The organism is Thiobacillus sp. (genome assembly GCF_030696885.1).
Taxonomy (GTDB): Bacteria; Pseudomonadota; Gammaproteobacteria; order Burkholderiales; family Thiobacillaceae; genus Thiobacillus.
The window spans coordinates 84906-102326 of record NZ_JAUYRI010000005.1 but is presented as its reverse complement, the minus strand read 5'-3'; the positions used below and the strand labels follow the sequence as shown (position 1 = coordinate 102326).

The 17421-nt window shown below is 64.4% G+C and carries 20 protein-coding genes and 1 tRNA gene; 10 read left to right on the top strand and 11 right to left on the bottom strand.

Going from position 1 to position 17421, the window contains the following annotated elements; all coding sequences use genetic code 11:
- The first annotated feature begins 46 nt into the window (after nucleotides 1–46).
- From Q8R61_RS01565 to hfq, 5 genes are read left to right on the top strand one after another with little or no spacing between them, the layout of a single operon-like run.
- Nucleotides 47–694, top strand: a complete 648-nt coding sequence (locus Q8R61_RS01565; protein WP_305533554.1) for a septation protein A — start codon at nucleotides 47–49, stop codon at nucleotides 692–694.
- On the top strand, nucleotides 694–996 hold the full coding sequence (locus Q8R61_RS01560; RefSeq protein WP_305533553.1) for a YciI family protein: 303 nt from the start codon (nucleotides 694–696) through the stop codon (nucleotides 994–996). The genes Q8R61_RS01565 and Q8R61_RS01560 overlap by 1 nt, the downstream gene beginning before the upstream one ends.
- On the top strand, nucleotides 993–1256 hold the full coding sequence (locus Q8R61_RS01555) for a BolA family transcriptional regulator (RefSeq protein WP_305533552.1): 264 nt from the start codon (nucleotides 993–995) through the stop codon (nucleotides 1254–1256). The genes Q8R61_RS01560 and Q8R61_RS01555 overlap by 4 nt, the downstream gene beginning before the upstream one ends.
- 11 nt (nucleotides 1257–1267) lie before the next feature.
- Entirely contained in the window at nucleotides 1268–2059 is a 792-nt protein-coding gene (locus Q8R61_RS01550; RefSeq protein ID WP_305533551.1) for a peptidyl-prolyl cis-trans isomerase, read from the top strand.
- 59 nt (nucleotides 2060–2118) lie between these two features.
- Nucleotides 2119–2361, top strand: a complete 243-nt coding sequence (gene hfq, locus Q8R61_RS01545; protein WP_305533550.1) for an RNA chaperone Hfq — start codon at nucleotides 2119–2121, stop codon at nucleotides 2359–2361.
- 4 nt (nucleotides 2362–2365) lie between these two features.
- Here the strand turns inward: hfq and Q8R61_RS01540 are convergent, their stop codons facing one another.
- The 4 genes from Q8R61_RS01540 to Q8R61_RS01525 all read right to left on the bottom strand — a co-directional run bounded on the left by Q8R61_RS01540 (nucleotide 2366) and on the right by Q8R61_RS01525 (nucleotide 5704).
- Nucleotides 2366–3967, bottom strand: a complete 1602-nt coding sequence (locus Q8R61_RS01540) for a glycosyltransferase family 39 protein (protein WP_305533549.1) — start codon at nucleotides 3965–3967, stop codon at nucleotides 2366–2368.
- Complete coding sequence (locus tag Q8R61_RS01535) at nucleotides 3945–4664, bottom strand: TVP38/TMEM64 family protein (RefSeq protein WP_305533548.1); 720 nt, start codon at nucleotides 4662–4664, stop codon at nucleotides 3945–3947. Before Q8R61_RS01535 ends, Q8R61_RS01540 begins: the two co-directional genes overlap by 23 nt.
- Complete coding sequence (locus Q8R61_RS01530) at nucleotides 4665–5414, bottom strand: glycosyltransferase family 2 protein (protein ID WP_305533547.1); 750 nt, start codon at nucleotides 5412–5414, stop codon at nucleotides 4665–4667.
- 199 nt (nucleotides 5415–5613) lie between these two features.
- Nucleotides 5614–5704: transfer RNA gene (locus Q8R61_RS01525), tRNA-Ser, on the bottom strand.
- Nucleotides 5705–6000: 296 nt separating this feature from the next.
- Here Q8R61_RS01525 and grpE point away from each other — a divergent pair.
- The 5 genes from grpE (at nucleotide 6001) to tcdA (ending at nucleotide 11238) form a co-directional block, all read left to right on the top strand.
- A complete protein-coding gene (grpE, locus tag Q8R61_RS01520) occupies nucleotides 6001–6522 on the top strand; it encodes a nucleotide exchange factor GrpE (protein ID WP_305533546.1) in 522 nt (173 codons plus the stop codon).
- A 103-nt stretch (nucleotides 6523–6625) separates the two neighbouring features.
- Nucleotides 6626–8545, top strand: a complete 1920-nt coding sequence (gene dnaK / locus Q8R61_RS01515) for a molecular chaperone DnaK (RefSeq protein WP_305533545.1) — start codon at nucleotides 6626–6628, stop codon at nucleotides 8543–8545.
- A 121-nt stretch (nucleotides 8546–8666) separates the two neighbouring features.
- On the top strand, nucleotides 8667–9779 hold the full coding sequence (gene dnaJ, locus Q8R61_RS01510; protein WP_305533544.1) for a molecular chaperone DnaJ: 1113 nt from the start codon (nucleotides 8667–8669) through the stop codon (nucleotides 9777–9779).
- Nucleotides 9780–9851: 72 nt separating this feature from the next.
- A complete protein-coding gene (locus tag Q8R61_RS01505) occupies nucleotides 9852–10364 on the top strand; it encodes a heme-binding protein (protein ID WP_305533543.1) in 513 nt (170 codons plus the stop codon).
- 61 nt (nucleotides 10365–10425) lie between these two features.
- Complete coding sequence (gene tcdA, locus Q8R61_RS01500; RefSeq protein ID WP_305533542.1) at nucleotides 10426–11238, top strand: tRNA cyclic N6-threonylcarbamoyladenosine(37) synthase TcdA; 813 nt, start codon at nucleotides 10426–10428, stop codon at nucleotides 11236–11238.
- A 117-nt stretch (nucleotides 11239–11355) separates the two neighbouring features.
- Here the strand turns inward: tcdA and Q8R61_RS01495 are convergent, their stop codons facing one another.
- The 7 genes from Q8R61_RS01495 to Q8R61_RS01465 all read right to left on the bottom strand — a co-directional run bounded on the left by Q8R61_RS01495 (nucleotide 11356) and on the right by Q8R61_RS01465 (nucleotide 17408).
- Nucleotides 11356–12126 carry a TatD family hydrolase gene (locus tag Q8R61_RS01495; protein WP_305533541.1) on the bottom strand — a complete coding sequence of 257 codons (771 nt, stop codon included), beginning with the start codon at nucleotides 12124–12126 and terminating at the stop codon, nucleotides 11356–11358.
- A 101-nt stretch (nucleotides 12127–12227) separates the two neighbouring features.
- A complete protein-coding gene (locus tag Q8R61_RS01490; RefSeq protein WP_305533540.1) occupies nucleotides 12228–12599 on the bottom strand; it encodes a PilZ domain-containing protein in 372 nt (123 codons plus the stop codon).
- Between the two features lie 13 nt (nucleotides 12600–12612).
- Nucleotides 12613–13596 carry a DNA polymerase III subunit delta' gene (gene holB, locus Q8R61_RS01485; protein ID WP_305533539.1) on the bottom strand — a complete coding sequence of 328 codons (984 nt, stop codon included), beginning with the start codon at nucleotides 13594–13596 and terminating at the stop codon, nucleotides 12613–12615.
- Complete coding sequence (gene tmk / locus Q8R61_RS01480) at nucleotides 13593–14207, bottom strand: dTMP kinase (RefSeq protein ID WP_305533538.1); 615 nt, start codon at nucleotides 14205–14207, stop codon at nucleotides 13593–13595. Before tmk ends, holB begins: the two co-directional genes overlap by 4 nt.
- The gene (gene mltG, locus Q8R61_RS01475) at nucleotides 14204–15193 is read right to left on the bottom strand and encodes an endolytic transglycosylase MltG (RefSeq protein WP_305533537.1); all 990 of its coding nucleotides are present in this window, start codon (nucleotides 15191–15193) and stop codon (nucleotides 14204–14206) included. The genes tmk and mltG overlap by 4 nt, the downstream gene beginning before the upstream one ends.
- A complete protein-coding gene (gene pabC / locus Q8R61_RS01470; protein ID WP_305533536.1) occupies nucleotides 15180–15986 on the bottom strand; it encodes an aminodeoxychorismate lyase in 807 nt (268 codons plus the stop codon). Before pabC ends, mltG begins: the two co-directional genes overlap by 14 nt.
- Before the next feature lie 81 nt (nucleotides 15987–16067).
- Entirely contained in the window at nucleotides 16068–17408 is a 1341-nt protein-coding gene (locus Q8R61_RS01465) for an aminodeoxychorismate synthase component I (RefSeq protein ID WP_305533535.1), read from the bottom strand.
- Nucleotides 17409–17421: the final 13 nt, after the last annotated feature.

Sequence of the window (17421 nt, the reverse complement as noted above, 5' to 3'; positions counted from 1 at the left end):
CCCGAATTACACGGGGCGAGGCGCCACCTGAACGATAAAAAGCCAGATGAAAAAACTGCTGTTCGATCTGTTCCCCGTCATCATCTTCTTCATCGCCTACAAGCTCGGCGATGCCAACGTCGAAGCCACGCGCGCCTTCATGGCGAGCGTGGGCCTGCCGCAGCCCGGGGCGGCCGGCGAAAAGCCCGGCATCTACCTCGCGACCCTGGTTGCCATCGTCGCCAGCTTTGCGCAGATCGGCTGGGTCAAGTTGCGCGGCCACAAGGTCGAGACCATGCTGTGGGTCACGCTGGGCATCATCGTGGTATTCGGCGGCGCCACCCTGTGGCTGCACGACGAGAGCTTCATCAAGTGGAAGCCGACCGTGCTGTACTGGATTTTTGCGGCCATCATCTTTGGCGCCGCAGCCTTCGGCCGCAATGTCATCCGAAGCCTGATGGGCAAGCAGATGGAACTTCCCGACATCGCCTGGAGTCGGTTGAATGCAAGCTGGGGCGCATTTTTTGCGTTCATGGGGCTTGCAAATCTGTTTGTCGCCTTCAACTTCTCGACGGATGCGTGGGTCAACTTCAAGCTGTTCGGTAGCCTGGGGCTGATGCTGGTGTTCGTCGTCGGTCAGAGCATGATGCTGACCAAATACCTGGACCAGGCTGATCTGGACCAGGCCAAACTGGACAAGGAAGAAAAGCAATAATGTTCTACACCATCGTCGGGCAGGACGTGCCCGACAGTCTGAATCTGCGAGTTGCCGCCCGTCCCGCGCATGTGGAACGCCTGCAGGCCCTGCAGCAGGCCGGCCGCCTCCTGCTGGCCGGCCCATTTCCCAACACCGACAGCACCGATCCGGGTGCTGCGGGCTTTTCCGGCAGCCTGATCGTCGCCGAGTTCGACACCCTGGCCGATGCGCAGGCGTGGGCCGATGCCGATCCCTACGTGGCGGCGGGCGTCTATGCCGGCGTCAGCGTCAAACCTTTCAAGAAAGTCTTTCCCGCATGAGCACGGCCGACCTGATCCGCGAGCGCCTGGCCGCGCTGGAGCCCGAAACCTTCACCCTGGAAGACGAAAGCGCCCAGCACAAGGGCCATGCCGGCGCTGCCTCGGGCGGCGGGCATTTCCGTCTCACACTGGTGTCACCCAGATTCCGTAATCTCTCCACCCTCGCCCGCCACCGGCTGGTGTATGAAACCATGGGCGAACTGATGCAGCGCGAGATTCATGCGCTGTCGATCACCGCCCTCACCCCCGAAGAACTCTAAAAGGAACTCGAATGCGTATTGCCTTACTCCCCACCCTGATCCTGCTTGCCCTCGCCCCGCTGGCGCAGGCGCAAGCCCCTGCAACCCCGAGCGCGCCCATGGCCGTCGTCAACGGCAAGGCCATTCCCCCGATCTATGCGGACATCGTCAAGCGCGAAATGGCGCAAGGCCAGCCCGACTCGCCGGAGCTTGACGCCCGCGTGCGCGAGTCGCTGGTCAATCTGGAGCTGCTGTCGCGTGCCGCCGTCGACAAGGGCCTCGACAAGGACGCACGCGTCGCCGCCAGCCTCGACATCCGCCGCATGGACACGCTGGCCAAGGTTTATCTGGAAGACTACGTGAAAGCCAACCCGGTGACCGACGCCGAAATCCAGGCCGCCTACGACCAGGCCAAGGCCGGCGCCACCGAGCCGGAATACCGGGCCCGCCACATCCTGGTGAAGACCGAGGCGGAAGCGAAAAAAATCATTGCCGACCTCGGCAAGAAGGCCAAATTCGAGGATCTGGCGAAGAAACAGTCTCTCGACACCGGCTCTGCCAAGAACGGCGGCGCACTTGACTGGTCCGACCGCCGTGCGTTCGTCCCCGAGTTTTCCGACGCGCTGGCCACCCTGAAAAAAGGCGAAACCACCAAGACGCCGGTCAAGAGCCAGTTCGGCTACCACGTCATTCGCCTCGACGACACGCGCAAGCCGCAGATCCCGCCGCTGGACGCTGTGCGCGGTGAAATCGTCAAGCAGGTGCAGCAAACGCGCGTGCGCGATGCCATCCTCAAAGCACGCGCCAGTGCAAAAATCGAATAAACGACTAATAATGAGTCAAGGCCGGCATCAACCGGCCTTCACCTGACAGGGAGCCGAACATGGCCAAAGAACATAATCAACTGCAAGACGTTTTTCTCAACACGCTGCGCAAAGAGCGCATTCCGGTGTCGGTGTTTCTCGTCAACGGCATCAAGCTGATGGGACGAATCGAATCCTTCGACCAGTTCGTGGTGCTGCTCAAGGGCCAGGACCAGGCCGCGCAGATGATCTTCAAGCACGCCATCTCGACCATATCGCCGTCGCGCGAAGTGGTGCTGCCGCCGCGCGACGCCGAGGCCTGACCGTTTATTCGACCCGGGCGGCCAGCAAACTGGCCGCCGTCGGCGCGTCTACCAGCACGACCGCTCCGCCCCGATAGCCCTGTCCGTAGCGGGCGGGGATCGACTCGAGCGCCTGCCTGTCTTTCAGATACATCACCACATACCCATCGGGGTGCGCTTCCAGCCACGGGGCCAATTCATTGCCCTGCAGTTCGTCCAGCGGCGCTTCCAGCCGGCCCAGGAACTGATACTGGGCGTGATATTTGGCGTCATTGGCGACCCGTCCGCCTTCGTCCTGCACCGCTTTGATCGCCAGCGCCATCGGCTTGATGTCGTAGAACGGCCTGAGCGACTGCATCAGGGTGAACTGCAGCACGATCAGGGCCGCCACACCCAGCAGCGCCAGATTCACCACCGGCTGCACGCCGCGCCGGCCCCCCGCCCAGCCCGCCAGCGCCGCCACCCCCAGCAGCGCACCCGGCCACAGCGGTGGCACAGCAGCGACTTCATTCTGCAACGCGGCGATCTGCCCGCTGGCCGCGACCATCAGCACACCGCCCAAAACCGCTGTCAGTAAAGCGGGCACGCCGACCCGGGATGAAGGTCGATCAGCCAGCACGCGCGCCGCCAGCAGGGCAAACGCCGGGAACATCGGCACCAGATAATGCGGCTGCTTGCCGCTGATGAAGGAAAACGCGACGAACACCGGCACCATCCAGGCCAGGCAAAAGCGCGTGCCGCGGTCCAGGCCGATTTTCCGGTGATGGACCAGCGCCTTCCAGAAGCCCGGCCAGACGAACCACGGAAACAGCAGCAAGGGCAGCAAAGGCAGATACCACCAGAATGGACGCCGGTGAGCGAAGGACTCGACCATGCGATCGGCAGTCTGCCCCCAGAAAATCGCATTGCGATAGGCTTCGCCCCCGGCATGTCCCGCCGGGATCGCCCATGCCAGCGCAATCGCCGCGCCCAGCAACACCGCCAGCCCCACGCCGCCGAACCAGCGCCCCCAGTTCAGGCCAGGATTCCACCACAGCGCCAGCACGGTGATCGGCAGCAGGTTCAGCAAGATCACCGGGCCCTTGGTCAGCACGCCGAGTCCGATGGCGATGCCCAGCATGACGAAGCCGCGCCGCGTGCCCTCGGCAGCGGCGAGCACGCCATGCATGCCAACCAGCACCCAGAACGCCAGCATCACGTCGAACATGACCGTGGTGGAAAAAACAATCCATAGCAGCGCGCTGACCAGTATCAACGTGGCCTGCCCGCCGAGGCCGACATGCAACGGCCACAGGCGGCGGGCAAGCAGGAAGGTCAGCACCAGCGCGCCGGCGGAAAACAGCGGCATCACCAGCCGCGGCCACGCGTCGTTGACGCCAAACAGCGCCCAGCCGGCGTGAAACATCCAGAACATGAACGGCGGCTTGTGACTGTAGGGCTCGCCGTTCTTGTAGGGCACCAGGAAATCGCCGCGCAGCCACATCTCCCACGCCACGCTGACGTAGCGCGTTTCGTCGATCGGGGTCAGCGGGCGCACCCACAGCGCCACAGCGGCCAGCACGACCAGCAGCAGCAGGCTCAGCAGCAGGCCCCGCCTGGAGGCGTCAGAGCTTTGTTTCAGATTCATCGGGTGAAGGTTCAGTTTCGTCCAGCGCGGCATCGATCCGTGTATCGAGGCTCTGGCCGTGGCGAAAACGATGATAGAGATAAGCGCCCAGCGCGCCGGAAATCACAAACAGGGCCATGGCCAAGGTGATTTTTTGCGTAGTCGCGATATGCACGCCGCTGCCAACCAGCGCAAACACCAGCGTCTGCGGCAGATAGCCAATGAAAGTGCCGGAAAAGAAAGCCAGCGGTCGGATGCTCGAAAGACCCGCGGCCAGGTTGGTCAGCAGGTTGTTGCCCACCGGCATCAACCGGATCAGCACCGTCATGGTAAAGGGGTGTTCGTGAATGAATCGATCAAACCGTCCGGCACGCTCGCCCATCCGCGCGCGCAGCAGTTCTCTGCCGAAAAAACGCGCGTAAGCAAAGGTCAACATACAACCCAGCAAGGCCGCCATCGCGCCCAGCAGCGTGCCCATTTCCACGCTGAAAGCATAGCCGCCTAGAAAGGCGATGATCTGGCGTGGCAGGCCGATGGCAGTGAACAACCCGCCCATCAGCAAAAACAACAGTTCACCGCTGACGCCATGACCGCGTACCCGCCTATCGATCCAGGCTTCATTGAGGCTGCCACCCAGATCGCTGGTATGGAACAGATAGCCCAGCAGAGCCAGGCTAAATATGAGCGCCAGACCCTTGAAAATAAGTCGCGCTTTCATTTAAAGATCGGAGTCGGGCTCGATCTGCGGCAGGCGCACCCGCCGCTGGAGCCAGGCGACGCCGAACAGGTCGACGATTCCCACCCACAGCCGGTTGTGCACGCCGTATTTGGAGATACCGCGTTCGCGCGCGCGGTGGGATACCGGCACTGACACCACCGCACCACCGTTGCGCAGCACCAGCGCCGGCAGGAAGCGATGCATGTGATCGAAGTTGGGCAGTTGCAGAAACGTCTCGCGGGCGAACAGCTTGAGGCCGCAGCCGGTGTCCGGCGTGTTGTCCTTCAGCATGCGCGAACGCACGCCGTTGGCGACTTTCGACGACAGGCGGCGCACGAAGGTATCGTTGCGCTTGGCACGCCAGCCCGCCAGCAGTTCCAGATTCGCCGGTTGAGCTGGATTAGCCAATTCGGCCAGCAGCGCGGGAATGTCGGCCGGATCGTTCTGTCCATCGCCGTCGAGCGTGACGATCCATTCGTAGCGCGCCGCCGTTACGCCGGTGGTCACCGCCCGGCTCTGCCCGCACGACTCGCGGTGGCGAAGCACGCGCAGCATCGGGAATTCGGTTTTCAGCGATTGCAGACGTGCTTGCGTGGCATCCGTACTGCCATCGTTGATATAGAGGATTTCAAACGTAGTATTGCCGGACAGTGCTGCCGCGATTTCGCGCACCAGCGGCTCGACGTTGTCCTGCTCGTTCTTGACGGGTACGACCACGGACAACCTGCCGTGATAGGCATGTTTCGGCATTGCTGTATGGCGTGATCGCGCTGGCGGCACGCTGACGCGCGGGTTTGGGCAGTCGGTATTTTAGTTCATTTATACCAACGCGCCGATTTCGACGGCGCCGTGGCAGGGCAGCTCGATTCGGGCGTTCAGGTAAAAAGGCTGGAACGTAATGCCGCGAGATGCGGCTGAGGGGGCGGGAAACAGGCGATACCGCGAATGCTGGCGGAGAGGGCGGGATTCGAACCCGCGTTAGGATATTATCCTAAACACGCTTTCCAGGCGTGCGACTTAAACCGCTCATCCACCTCTCCGGGAGCCGCGCATTCTAATCGAGCGGCCGGGTTAAGGCAAACCGGAGAGGCGCCGCAATCCAAGGCACGCCGGCTGATGCGGGGAGGCGTTGCGCATCGCCACGGCGGCCAGCGGTGGGCGTGAAGCCCTCGATCAGTATCGTTCCATGCTTCGCCCTCCCTTTGATCAAAACGGCAGCGCACGCCGCTTTATTCCGGTCTTCCGCTGAAAGCGGGCCCGCCCGCTAATTTGCACCGGGGGCTTGAAAAGCCTGCAGGCGCCCCCATGTCTTCGCGAGAACCCAATTGGAGCCCACATGCAGGACGAACTCAAAACCGACGCCGACGCCAGCGAGCACCCCGAAAAAGACACCATGCCGAGCCTGGAAGCGCTGCTGAAGGCAGCCGAACTGCAGGCGGCCGAGCACCACGACGCCTGGTTGCGCGCCAAGGCGGAAACCGAGAACATGCGCCGCCGCGCGGCGGAAGACGTCGACAAGGCACGCAAGTTTGCAGTGGAAAACTTCGCCAGCGAACTGATGGCGGTGAAGGACAGCCTGGAAGCCGCGCTCGCCGCCGAGTCGCCCAGCGTGGAAAACCTCCGCGACGGCGTCGAGCTGACGCTGAAGCAACTGACCGCCGCATTCGGCAAATTCAATCTCAACGACATCGACCCGTTGGGCGAAAAATTCGACCCGCACCTGCATCAGGCGATCCAGGTGGTCGAGTCCGACCAGCCGGCCAACACCGTGGTGACGGTGCTGCAGAAAGGCTACCGCCTCAACGAGCGCACGCTGCGGCCGGCGCTGGTAATGGTGGCCAAGGGCCCCGGCGGCTGAGCCGCGAAAGACACTGCGGCCGAGCTTGGGTAGCGCTGCCTTGAAATAAACCGAACCTCCCCCACATTTGAATCAATTCAATCTCTTTTAGAAGGAACGCATCATGGGACGCATTATTGGCATTGACCTGGGTACCACCAACTCCTGCGTGGCGGTGATGGAAAACGGCACGCCGAAAGTCATCGAGAACGCCGAGGGCGCGCGCACCACGCCGTCCATCGTCGCCTACACCGAAGACGGCGAAATTCTGGTCGGCGCGCCGGCCAAGCGCCAGGCGGTGACCAACCCGAAGAACACGCTGTATGCGGTGAAGCGGCTCATTGGACGTCGGTTCGAAGAGAAGGAAGTACAGAAGGACATCGGCCTGATGCCCTACAAGATCGTCAAGGCCGACAACGGCGATGCCTGGGTGGAAGTCCGCGGCCAGAAAATGGCGGCGCAGCAGGTGTCGGCCGAGACCCTGCGCAAGATGAAGAAAACCGCCGAGGACTACCTGGGCGAAGAAGTGACCGAAGCCGTGATCACGGTGCCGGCCTACTTCAACGACAGCCAGCGTCAGGCGACCAAGGACGCCGGCCGCATCGCCGGCCTCGACGTCAAGCGCATCATCAACGAGCCGACCGCAGCCGCGCTCGCCTTCGGCATGGACAAGAAGGAAGGCGACCGCAAGATTGCGGTGTATGACCTTGGCGGCGGCACCTTCGACATTTCCATTATTGAAATTGCCGAAATGGACGGCGAGCACCAGTTCGAAGTGCTGTCGACCAACGGCGACACCTTCCTCGGCGGCGAGGACTTCGACCAGCGCCTGATCGACTACATCGCGGAAGAATTCAAGAAGGACTCGGGCGTCGACCTGAAGAAGGACGTGCTCGCGTTGCAGCGCCTGAAGGAAGCCGCCGAGAAGGCCAAGATCGAGCTGTCGTCGGCGCAGCAGACCGAAGTCAACCTGCCCTACATCACGGCCGATGCGTCCGGTCCCAAGCACCTGGCTGTGAAAATCACCCGCGCCAAGTTCGAGGCGCTGGTGGAAGACCTGATCAGCCGCACCATCGAGCCGTGCAAGATGGCGCTGAAGGACGCTGGGCTGACCACCTCGCAGATCGACGACGTCATCCTGGTTGGCGGCCAGACCCGCATGCCCAAGGTGATGGACGCGGTGAAGGACTTCTTCGGCAAGGACCCGCGTCGTGACGTCAACCCGGACGAAGCCGTGGCCGTGGGCGCCGCGATTCAGGGCGGCGTGCTGAAGGGCGAAGTGAAGGACGTGCTGCTGCTCGACGTGACGCCTCTGAGCCTGGGCATCGAAACCCTGGGCGGCGTGATGACCAAACTGATCCCGAAGAACACCACGATCCCGACCAAGGCGAGCCAGGTGTTCTCCACCGCCGACGACAACCAGAGCGCGGTGACGGTACACGTGCTGCAGGGCGAGCGTGAAATCGCCTCGGGCAACAAGAGCCTCGGCCAGTTCAACCTGTCCGACATCCCGCCGGCGCCGCGCGGCATGCCGCAGATCGAGGTCACCTTCGATATCGACGCCAATGGCATCCTGCATGTGTCGGCCAAGGACAAGGCTTCCGGCAAGGAGAACAAGATCAAGATCCAGGCGTCGTCGGGCTTGAGCGAAGAAGAAATCCAGCGCATGGTGAAGGACGCTGAAGCCAACGCCGCCGAAGACCACAAGGCCGTCGAACTGGCGACTGCACGCAACGCCGCCGACGGCATGATCCACTCGGTGAAGAAGTCACTCGCCGACTACGGCGACAAGGTGTCGGCCGACGAAAAGGCTGCGATCGAAACCGCACTGAAGGAGTGCGAGGAGGCCGTGCGCGAAGGCGACAAGGACACGATCGAAGCCAAGACCCAGGCGCTCGCCACCGCCAGCCACAAGCTCGCCGAGGAGATGTACAAGACCGAGCAGGCCCAGGCGCAGCCGGCCGGTGCCGCACCCGGCGGCAACGCGGGCGCAGCCGACGACAATGTGGTCGATGCCGAGTTCGAAGAGGTGAAGGACAAGTAAGTCCGTGAAGGGGGAAGGGACCGCGTCTGCGGCGCTCAAGGGAGAAGGGTAAAACCAGTCTCCCTTTTCCCTTTTCCTTTCACCCTTCCCCCTTTACCCTTCCCACTTTTCTTATCACCCCATGTCAAAACGCGACTACTACGAAGTCCTCGGCATCGCCAAGAATGCCTCGGACGAAGACATCAAGAAGGCCTACCGCAAGCTGGCCATGAAGCACCACCCCGACCGCAACCCGGACGACAAGGGTGCGGAAGAAAAATTCAAGGAAGCCAAGCTGGCCTATGAAGTCCTGTCCGACGCCGACAAGCGGGCGGCCTACGACCAGTTCGGCCATGCCGGGGTCGACCAGCAGGCCGGCATGGGTGGCGGCGGCAGTGGGTTTTCCGATGCCTTCTCCGACATCTTCGGCGACATCTTCGGCGGCGGCGCGGGCGGTAATCGCCGCGACCGCGTCTACCGTGGCGCCGACCTGCGCTACAACCTGGAAATCGGGCTGGAAGAAGCCGCGCGTGGCACCGAGACCAAGATCCGCATCCCGACGCTGGAGGAATGCGGCACCTGCCACGGCAGCGGCGCCAAGCCGGGCACCACGCCAACCACCTGCGCCACCTGCGGCGGCCACGGCCAGGTGCGCATCCAGCAGGGCTTTTTCTCGGTGCAGCAAACCTGCCCGCGCTGCAGCGGAACCGGCAAGATGGTGGCCGATCCCTGCACCGCCTGCCACGGCGAAGGACGCGTCAAGAAGCACAAGACGCTGTCGGTGAAAATTCCCGCCGGGGTCGACAGCGGCGACCGCATCCGTCTTGGCGGCGAGGGCGAAGCCGGCGTCAACGGCGGACCGGCGGGCGACCTCTATGTGGTCATCCACCTGAAAGACCACCCGGTGTTCAAGCGCGACGGCGACGACCTGCATTGCGAAATGCCGATCAGCTTTGCCACCGCCGCGCTCGGCGGCGAGGTCGAGATCCCCACGCTGGAAGGCCACGCCAAGATCAAGATCCCAGCCGAGACGCAGTCGGGCAAGGTGTTCCGCCTGCGCGGCAAGGGCATCAAGGGTGTGCGCAGCAATGCGCCGGGCGACCTCCTGTGCCACATGCAGATCGAAACGCCGGTCAACCTGTCCGAGCGTCAGCGCGAATTGCTGCGGGAATTCGAGGCGCTGAGCCCAGGGCGGAACAATAACCCGCGCGCGCAGTCGTTCATGGACAAGGTGAAATCCTTCTTCGGGCAGTAAACTCCGGGTTCACGCCTCGGAGATTCCGGAGCGGGATCCGCCTTGCTTCCACCACACCAAGGAGACATGAACATGCGCAAACCCTCGCTGATCGTTGCCAGCTGTGCCGTATTTTTCGCCTTTTCCGCCTTTCCCGCCCTGGCCGCCGATGTCCCGGTCATCGTCAAGATTCCGCGACTGACGGTCGAGGCTTCGGAAAAAATGGCGCGCGCCGCGCTCGACGCCTGCCGCAAGGAAGGCATCCAGATCGGGGTCACCGTGGTGGACCGCAGCGGCGATCCAATGGCGGTGTTGCGTGACACCCTGGCGCCGCGCATCACGCTGGAGATCAGCAAGCAAAAAGCCAACACCGCAGTCAACTTCAATGCCGCCACCTCGAGCATGGAAAACCGCTTCACCCAGCCGTTCTCGGTCGGCAAGGTCGAGGGTCTAGTGTTCTCTGCAGGCGGCCTGCCGATCGAGGCCGCCGGCAACATCATCGGCGCGATCGGCATCTCGGGTGCGGCCACCGGCGCGCAGGACGAAGCCTGCGCCAAGGCCGGCATCCAGGCAATCCAGTTCGAACTGGAAAGCGCCAGTCTGTAAACCTCAGCGGCCGGGTTCTCCCGGCCGCTGACTTTCCGCTCCCCCCTTTTCCTTCCGCTGCATGACCGAGCTTTTTTCCGGTGAACACGCAATCGATTTCGAACGGCGATTCGGCGGCGTGCGGCGGTTGTACGGCGCGGCGGCGCTGACGCGCTTTCAACAGTCGCATGTCTGCGTCATCGGCATCGGTGGCGTCGGCGCCTGGACGGCCGAGGCGCTGGCGCGCACCGCCATCGGCCGGCTGACCCTGATCGACCCCGATCATCTGGCCGAATCCAATATCAACCGTCAGGTGCATGCGCTGACGCACGAACTCGGCAAGTCGAAAACCCAAGCCATGGCCGAGCGCATCCACGCCATCAACCCGCACTGCCGGGTGACGGGGGTGGAGGAATTCCTGACCCCCGACAATGTGGCGGACCTGCTGGCAGGCGACTTCGACTACGTGGTGGACGCCATCGACAACGCCCGCGCCAAGGTCGCGCTGATCGCCCACTGCCGGCGGCGGCGCATGAAGCTGGTCTGCGTGGGCGCCGCCGGCGGCCAGACCGACCCCGGCCGCATCGCGCTGGCCGACCTTGCCCGCACCACAGAGGATCCGCTGCTCGCCAAGGTGCGCAGCCGCCTGCGCCGCGAGCACGGCTATCCCGCAGCCGGCCGCAAGTTCGGCGTCGACTGCGTGTATTCCACTGAGCCACTCGCCTACCCCGAGGCCGAAGCCGCCGTATGCGACGAGCGGCCCGAGGACGCGGCGCTGCACGGGCTCAACTGCGCTGGCTTCGGGTCTTCGGTGTGCGTCACCGCCAGTTTCGGCCTGCGGGCGGCAGCGCGGGTGCTTGACCGTCTGGCTGCACAGGCAAGCACGTCTAGTTAAGAATGCTGGGTCTTGGCCGAAATACTTCTATGTTTCAATGAAAAACTAAAAATGGGGCAGCAATCACCCGCGCGGATCCGGCTGCGCGAGCTTACCTGAAGCCGCGCGCAGGCCGACTCAGGGGCGCGCCGCGGCGAACAGCCGGAAGAAATTCTGCGTGGTCGCCTCGCCCACCGCCTCGAGGCGCATCCCGCGCACCCGCGCAATTTCCTCGGCCACATGCATGACGAAGCCCGGCTCGTTGGTCTGCCCGCGGTGCGGCACCGGCGCCAGGTACGGCGAATCGGTCTCGATCAGCATGCGCTCCAGCGGAATGGCGGCGGCCACCTCGCGCAGGCTGACGGCATTCTTGAAGGTGACGATGCCGGAAAACGAGATGTAGAAGCCCTGCTCGATGGCCGCCTCGGCCACCGCCAGGCTCTCGGTGAAGCAGTGCATCACGCCGCCCGCTTCGCCCGCGTGCTCTTCCTGCATGATGCGCAGGGTGTCGTCAGCAGCGGAACGGGTGTGGATCACCAGCGGTTTCTGACAGGCGCGCGCTGCACGGATGTGCGTGCGGAAACGTTCGCGCTGCCATTCGAGGTCGCCGGTCAGCCGGAAATAATCCAGACCGGTCTCGCCGATCGCCACCACCTTCGGATGGTCGGCCAGCATCACCAACTCGTCCACCGTCGGCTCGGTGCAGTCCTCGTGATCAGGATGCACGCCGACCGAGGCATACACATTGGGATGCGTTTCGGCAAGGCTGCGGATTTCTGGAAATTTTTCCAGTTCAACGCTGATGCACAGCGCGTGGCTGACCTGGTTGGCCACCATGCGTGCGAACACCTCGGGCAGCTTGCCGGCAAGGTCTGGGAAATTGATATGGCAGTGGGAGTCGACGAACATTTCAGGTACAAGATCCAAGGCAGAAGGTACAAGTTCTTGAAGGCGCCTTGGTTTATATAAGGGCTCGGCGCCGCTCTTGTCACTTGGATCTTGTACCTGCCCTACATGGTGTGAGTTGGACGCACCGATTTTAACGAACCGCCGAGCAAACCTTCAATCTTGTGTTGCGCCGCCTTGCCGCTTTCGTTGAACGCGAACTGCACGCCGACGCCCTGGGTGCGGCTGCCGTGCGCGCCGGTGGGCGTCACCCACACCACCTTGCCGGACACCGGCAGCTTGACGGGGTCCTCCATCAGCGTCAGCAGCATGAAGACTTCCTCGCCCATCTTGTAGCTCTTGTTAGTGGGAATGAACAGGCCGCCGCCCTTGACGAACGGCATGTAGGCCGCGAACAGGGCGGATTTTTCCTTGATCGACAGCGACAGCACGCCGGGGCGGACCTGTCCTACTGTATCGTTGGCTGTTGCGTTCATCGTTTGTCTCTCATCAATCAAACACGTGCCGGTACTGAATCAGCCAGGCCTCCAGCTGCAAGGCCCGGTTGAGCGGATGCGCCAGGGTCCTGCCTTCGTTCGCCTGCATGCGGGCCAGCGCCAGCAGCTTCGCCAGGTCGGCCTGCTGGCCCAGCTGCGCCAGCACGTCGACAAAGTCGCGGTTGAACTGCACACTGCCGCGCAGTCTGACCGCCAGCAAGTCGCCCAGCCACTTGTACACCACGTTGTGCCAGGTCTGCGGACTGACGGCTTTCCAGCGCTCGCCCAGGGTCACCGGATCGAGTTTTGCGGGACGCGCCAGACTTTCCAGCACGCCACGGCGTTCGTCCAGTTCGCTGCCCTCGGCCCAGCGCTGCGCATCGAGCGGGGTGCCGCCCGAAAGCGCCAGCAGCTGGATCGCATCGGCCACCCCCTGCGCCCCCAGCCATTGCGCAGCCAGATCGAGCGGCGGCAAGCCGATGTCGAGCCGGGTGCAGCGGCTGCGGATAGTCGGCAGCAGGCGCCGCGGCTGATCCGACACCAGTACGAACACCGTATTTAACGGCGGTTCCTCCAGCACCTTTAACAGCGCGTTGGCGGCCGCGAGGTTGAGGCTATCCGCCGGGTTCACCAGCACCACCCGGAAACCGGCACGGTAGGTGGACAGCTGGACGTAATCGACCGCCTCGCGCGCCTGATCGACCTCGATTGCGGTGGCCAGGCGGGTTTCGCCGTCCTTGGTGGTTTTTTCCTGCAGGCTGACCAGGCGGAAATCGGGATGGCCGCCGGTTTCGAACCAGTGACATGCCGCGCACTGGCCGCAGGCCGCGCCGTCGGGCTGCGGCGCCTCGCACAGTAGGGCCTGCGCCCATGCCAGCGCCAGCGCGCCCTTGCCGACGCCGCGCGGCCCTGTCAGCAGCAGGGCCTGCGCCGGACGGGCGCGGGTGGCCAGCAGGCGCTGCCAGGGCGACGCCAGCCAGGGGTAGGGTGCGCTCATGCCAGCGCCTGCAGCAGCGGGCCGATTTCGGCCTGCAGCGCCGCGATGCTTTGGCGCGCATCCAGTACGCGAATGCGCACCGGTTCGGCCTGTGCCCGCTCAAGATAGGCATTCCGGACGCGGCTGAAAAAACTGTCGGCTTCGCGCTCGAACCGGTCGGCGGTGCGCGCGGCGGCGCGACGCGCACCGGCCACCTCGGGCGGCACGTCGAACAGCAGCGTGAGATCGGGCGAAAATCCCCGCTGCACCCAGGCTTCGAGTGCGGCGATGCGTTCGGCTGCAATGCCGCGCCCGCCGCACTGGTAGGCATAGCTGGCGTCGGTAAAGCGGTCGGATACCACCCAGGCGCCGCGCGCCAGCGTCGGCAGGATCAGTTCGGCCAGGTGCTGCTGGCGCGCGGCAAACATCAGCAGGAGTTCGGTGTCGGGATCCATGGCCTGATGCAGCAGCAGTTCGCGCAGGGTTTCGCCGAGCGGCGTGCCGCCGGGCTCGCGGGTGACGACGACCTCCCTGCCCTGCCGGCGCAGCCAGTCGGCGACGAAGTCCAGATGCGTGCTCTTGCCGGCGCCGTCGACGCCTTCGAGGGTGATGAATTTGCCGGGCGCGCTCATCGTCTCTGGTAGCGGTTGACGGCGCGGTTGTGCGCCTCAAGATTGCTGGAAAACACGTGAGTGCCGTCGTTGCGCGAAACGAAATATAGCGCATCAGTCGTGGCCGGATTGAGTGCGGCCCGGATCGCCGCCTCGCCGGGCATTGCAATCGGCGTCGGCGGCAGCCCGCTGCGGGTGTAGGTGTTGTAGGGCGTGTCGGTCTGCAGATCGATCTTGCGCAGGTTGCCGTCGAAACGCGCGCCTACACCATAGATGACGGTGGGGTCGGTCTGCAGGCGCATCCGCAGCCTGAGGCGGTTGACGAACACACCGGCAATTTCGGGGCGCTCGAACGCGGCGCCGGTTTCTTTTTCCACGATCGACGCCATGATCAGCGCCTCGTAGGGCGTGGCATACGGCAGGCCCGGCGCGCGGGTCTCCCACGCCGCCATCAGTTTTTCCTGCTGCAGGCGATAGGCGCGCCGCAGCACGTTGAGGTCGGACGAGTGCGGCGCAAAGAAATAGGTATCGGGGAACAGCAAGCCTTCGGGATGGCTTTCCTCGGCGCCGATCGCCTGCATCAGCTCGGCGTCGCTCATGCCGGCGCTGTCGTTCTTCAGCAGCGGCTGCGCGGCGAGCGCGGCGCGCACCTCGCGCCAGTTCCAGCCCTCAATCAACTGCACCGCAACCTGCGACACCTCGCCGCGCTCGATCCTGGCCAGCAGCGCCAGCGGCGTCAGCGGCCGGTCGAAGGTGTAGACGCCGACCTTGAGCGCGTCGCCGCGGCCCAGCGCGCGCGCCAGCAGCCAGAACAGCGGGGCGTTGTCGATCACGCCCTCGCGCTCGAGCAGCGTGCTCAGCTGCCGCAGGTGCGTGCCGGGCACGACGTTGATGGTTTTAGGCAAGGCCTCGATGCGCAGCGGCTGGCTGGCGTACCAGGCCACGCCGCCTGCCAGCAGGAGCGCGGCGATCAGCACCAGCGCGAGCAGTCGTTTAATTGTCTTCATACAAGGCCGCATTCAGGGTGTCGGTCCAACCGGTGGGCGACCAGTTCGCGTCACCCAGCCGGGCGACGCGGCGCACGCCGATCAGACTGTTGCAGATCATCAGCTCGTCTGCCGCGAGTATAGCGGCAGGCGGCAGGCGTTCGATACGGGTGGGGATGCCGCGTCGCGCCGCCGCACGCAGCAGACGCGTGCGTGCCACGCCGGCGACGCCGCACTGGCCGAGATCCGGCGTGAACAACACGCCGTCCCGCGCCCAGAACAGATTACTCATGACGCCGCCGATCACCATGCCGTCCGTATCGCACAGCAGGCCTTCGATAATGGCCGGGTCGTCCCATTCGGCCCGCGCCAGCACGTTCTCCAGCCGGTTCAGGTGCTTGATGCCGGCCAGCCGCGGCTGGCGCGCCAGCTGCAGGCTGCACCAGCGCGCCGTGATCGCCTGCGACGCGTCGGCGCCGGCATGCGGCGGCAGCGGCGCCGATAACACCAGCCGGGTGACGGCCTGTCCGCCAGATGGAGCATAGCCACGCACGCCGACGCCACGCGTGATCACGATCTTGACGACGCCCGCCCCGGCTTCGGCCACCGCGCAGGCTTCGCGGTGCAACACCGCTTCGTCGGGACACGCCAGCTTCAGTGCTGCACAGTCGGCAGCGAGCGTGGCGTAATGGTCGGACCACCACAGCGGCTGGCCGGCCTGCGTGCGCAGCGTGCGGAAGACGCCATCACCGTAAGCAAGACCTCGGTCGTGCGCGTCGATGCTTTCGCAAGGCTGGCCGTTGACGAGGGTCATGTCGGAACCTTATCCATAGGAAAAAGTATGTCGGAGGCACTCATTGGGCATCCTTGCGAATTGACGAAGGCAGATGAGCGGTCAACTGCCGTTTCCAGGTTCAAGCGCACGCAACAGGCCACGTGCCTTGGCACGCGTTTCATCGAGTTCGCGCGTCGCCACCGAATCGGCAACGATGCCGGCGCCGGCGCGAAAATCGGCTGTGTCCCCGCGCAGCAGGAAACTGCGAATCAGGATGTTGAAGTCGAAGCTGCCGTCGCAGTTGATATAGCCGACGCTGCCGGTATAGCTGCGTCGCGGTGTCTGTTCGAGTTCACGGATGATCTGCATGGTGCGCACCTTGGGACAGCCGGTAATGGTGCCGCCGGGAAACACCGCGCGCAAGGCATCGAACACGCTGACGCCGTCACGCAGCCGGCCACGCACGGTCGATTCGATGTGGTGGACGTGGCGGTAGCTGGCGATTTCCATCAGCGCCGCCACTTCCACGCTGCCCGGTTCACAGACCCGCCCGAGGTCGTTGCGTTCGAGATCGACCAGCATGACATGTTCGGCGCGCTCCTTCGGATGGGCTTCGAGGCGCGCGCGCAGCGCAGCGTCCTCCGCCGCATCTTCGCTGCGCGGATGGGTGCCGGCAATCGGGCGCGTTTCGAGCACACCGTCCCGCCCGAGGCGCACCAGCCGCTCCGGCGAAGAACTCACGATGGCCCAGTCTTCCATCTGCAGCAACGCGGAAAACGGCGCCGGGTTTTTCAGCATCAGGCGTTCCAGCAGCGCGGCGGCAGAGACCGGCGCCGCGAATTCGGCGCGCCAGCCGCGCGACAGGTTGACCTGGAACACGTCGCCGGCACGGATGTAATCCTGAATGTGTGCAACGCCTGCCAGAAACGCGGCGGGGTCATCTTCCTGCAGCACACGCAGGGCCGGCACCTCAGCCAGCGGCGGCACAGCCGTGGCCAGATCGTCCTGCATCCGATCGAACAGGGCAGACTGGCCGGCTTCGGCCAGCAGCAGGCAGCGGCCGCTGGCGCGATCGAACAGAATCGCCGCCGGAATGCGCACCAGCCACGCAACGGGAAAGTCGGCATCGTCCGCGACCGCGCCGGCGCTGGGCTCGAACAGGCCGCCCAGTTCATAGGCCCATGCGCACAGCCAGCCACCGCTGAAAGGCAGCGCGGACGCCGTGCCGGCCGGCACGGGTCGGCACTGCATCGCCGGGTGCGCCTGCAGGCGCGCGAGGCCGTCTGCGGCATCGATGCGGGTGGGGTCTTGCGGAAAGGCAAACAAGATGTCCCAGCCGCTATCGCCGCTGCTGAGAAAGAGTCCGGGATAACGCTGCGGATGGGCCGCCTGCAACCCGATCAGGTCAGGCCGCTGCTGTTCGGGCCGCAGCGGCCATTCCCGGATTTCGGGCGTATGCATGCACTCCGCGGCG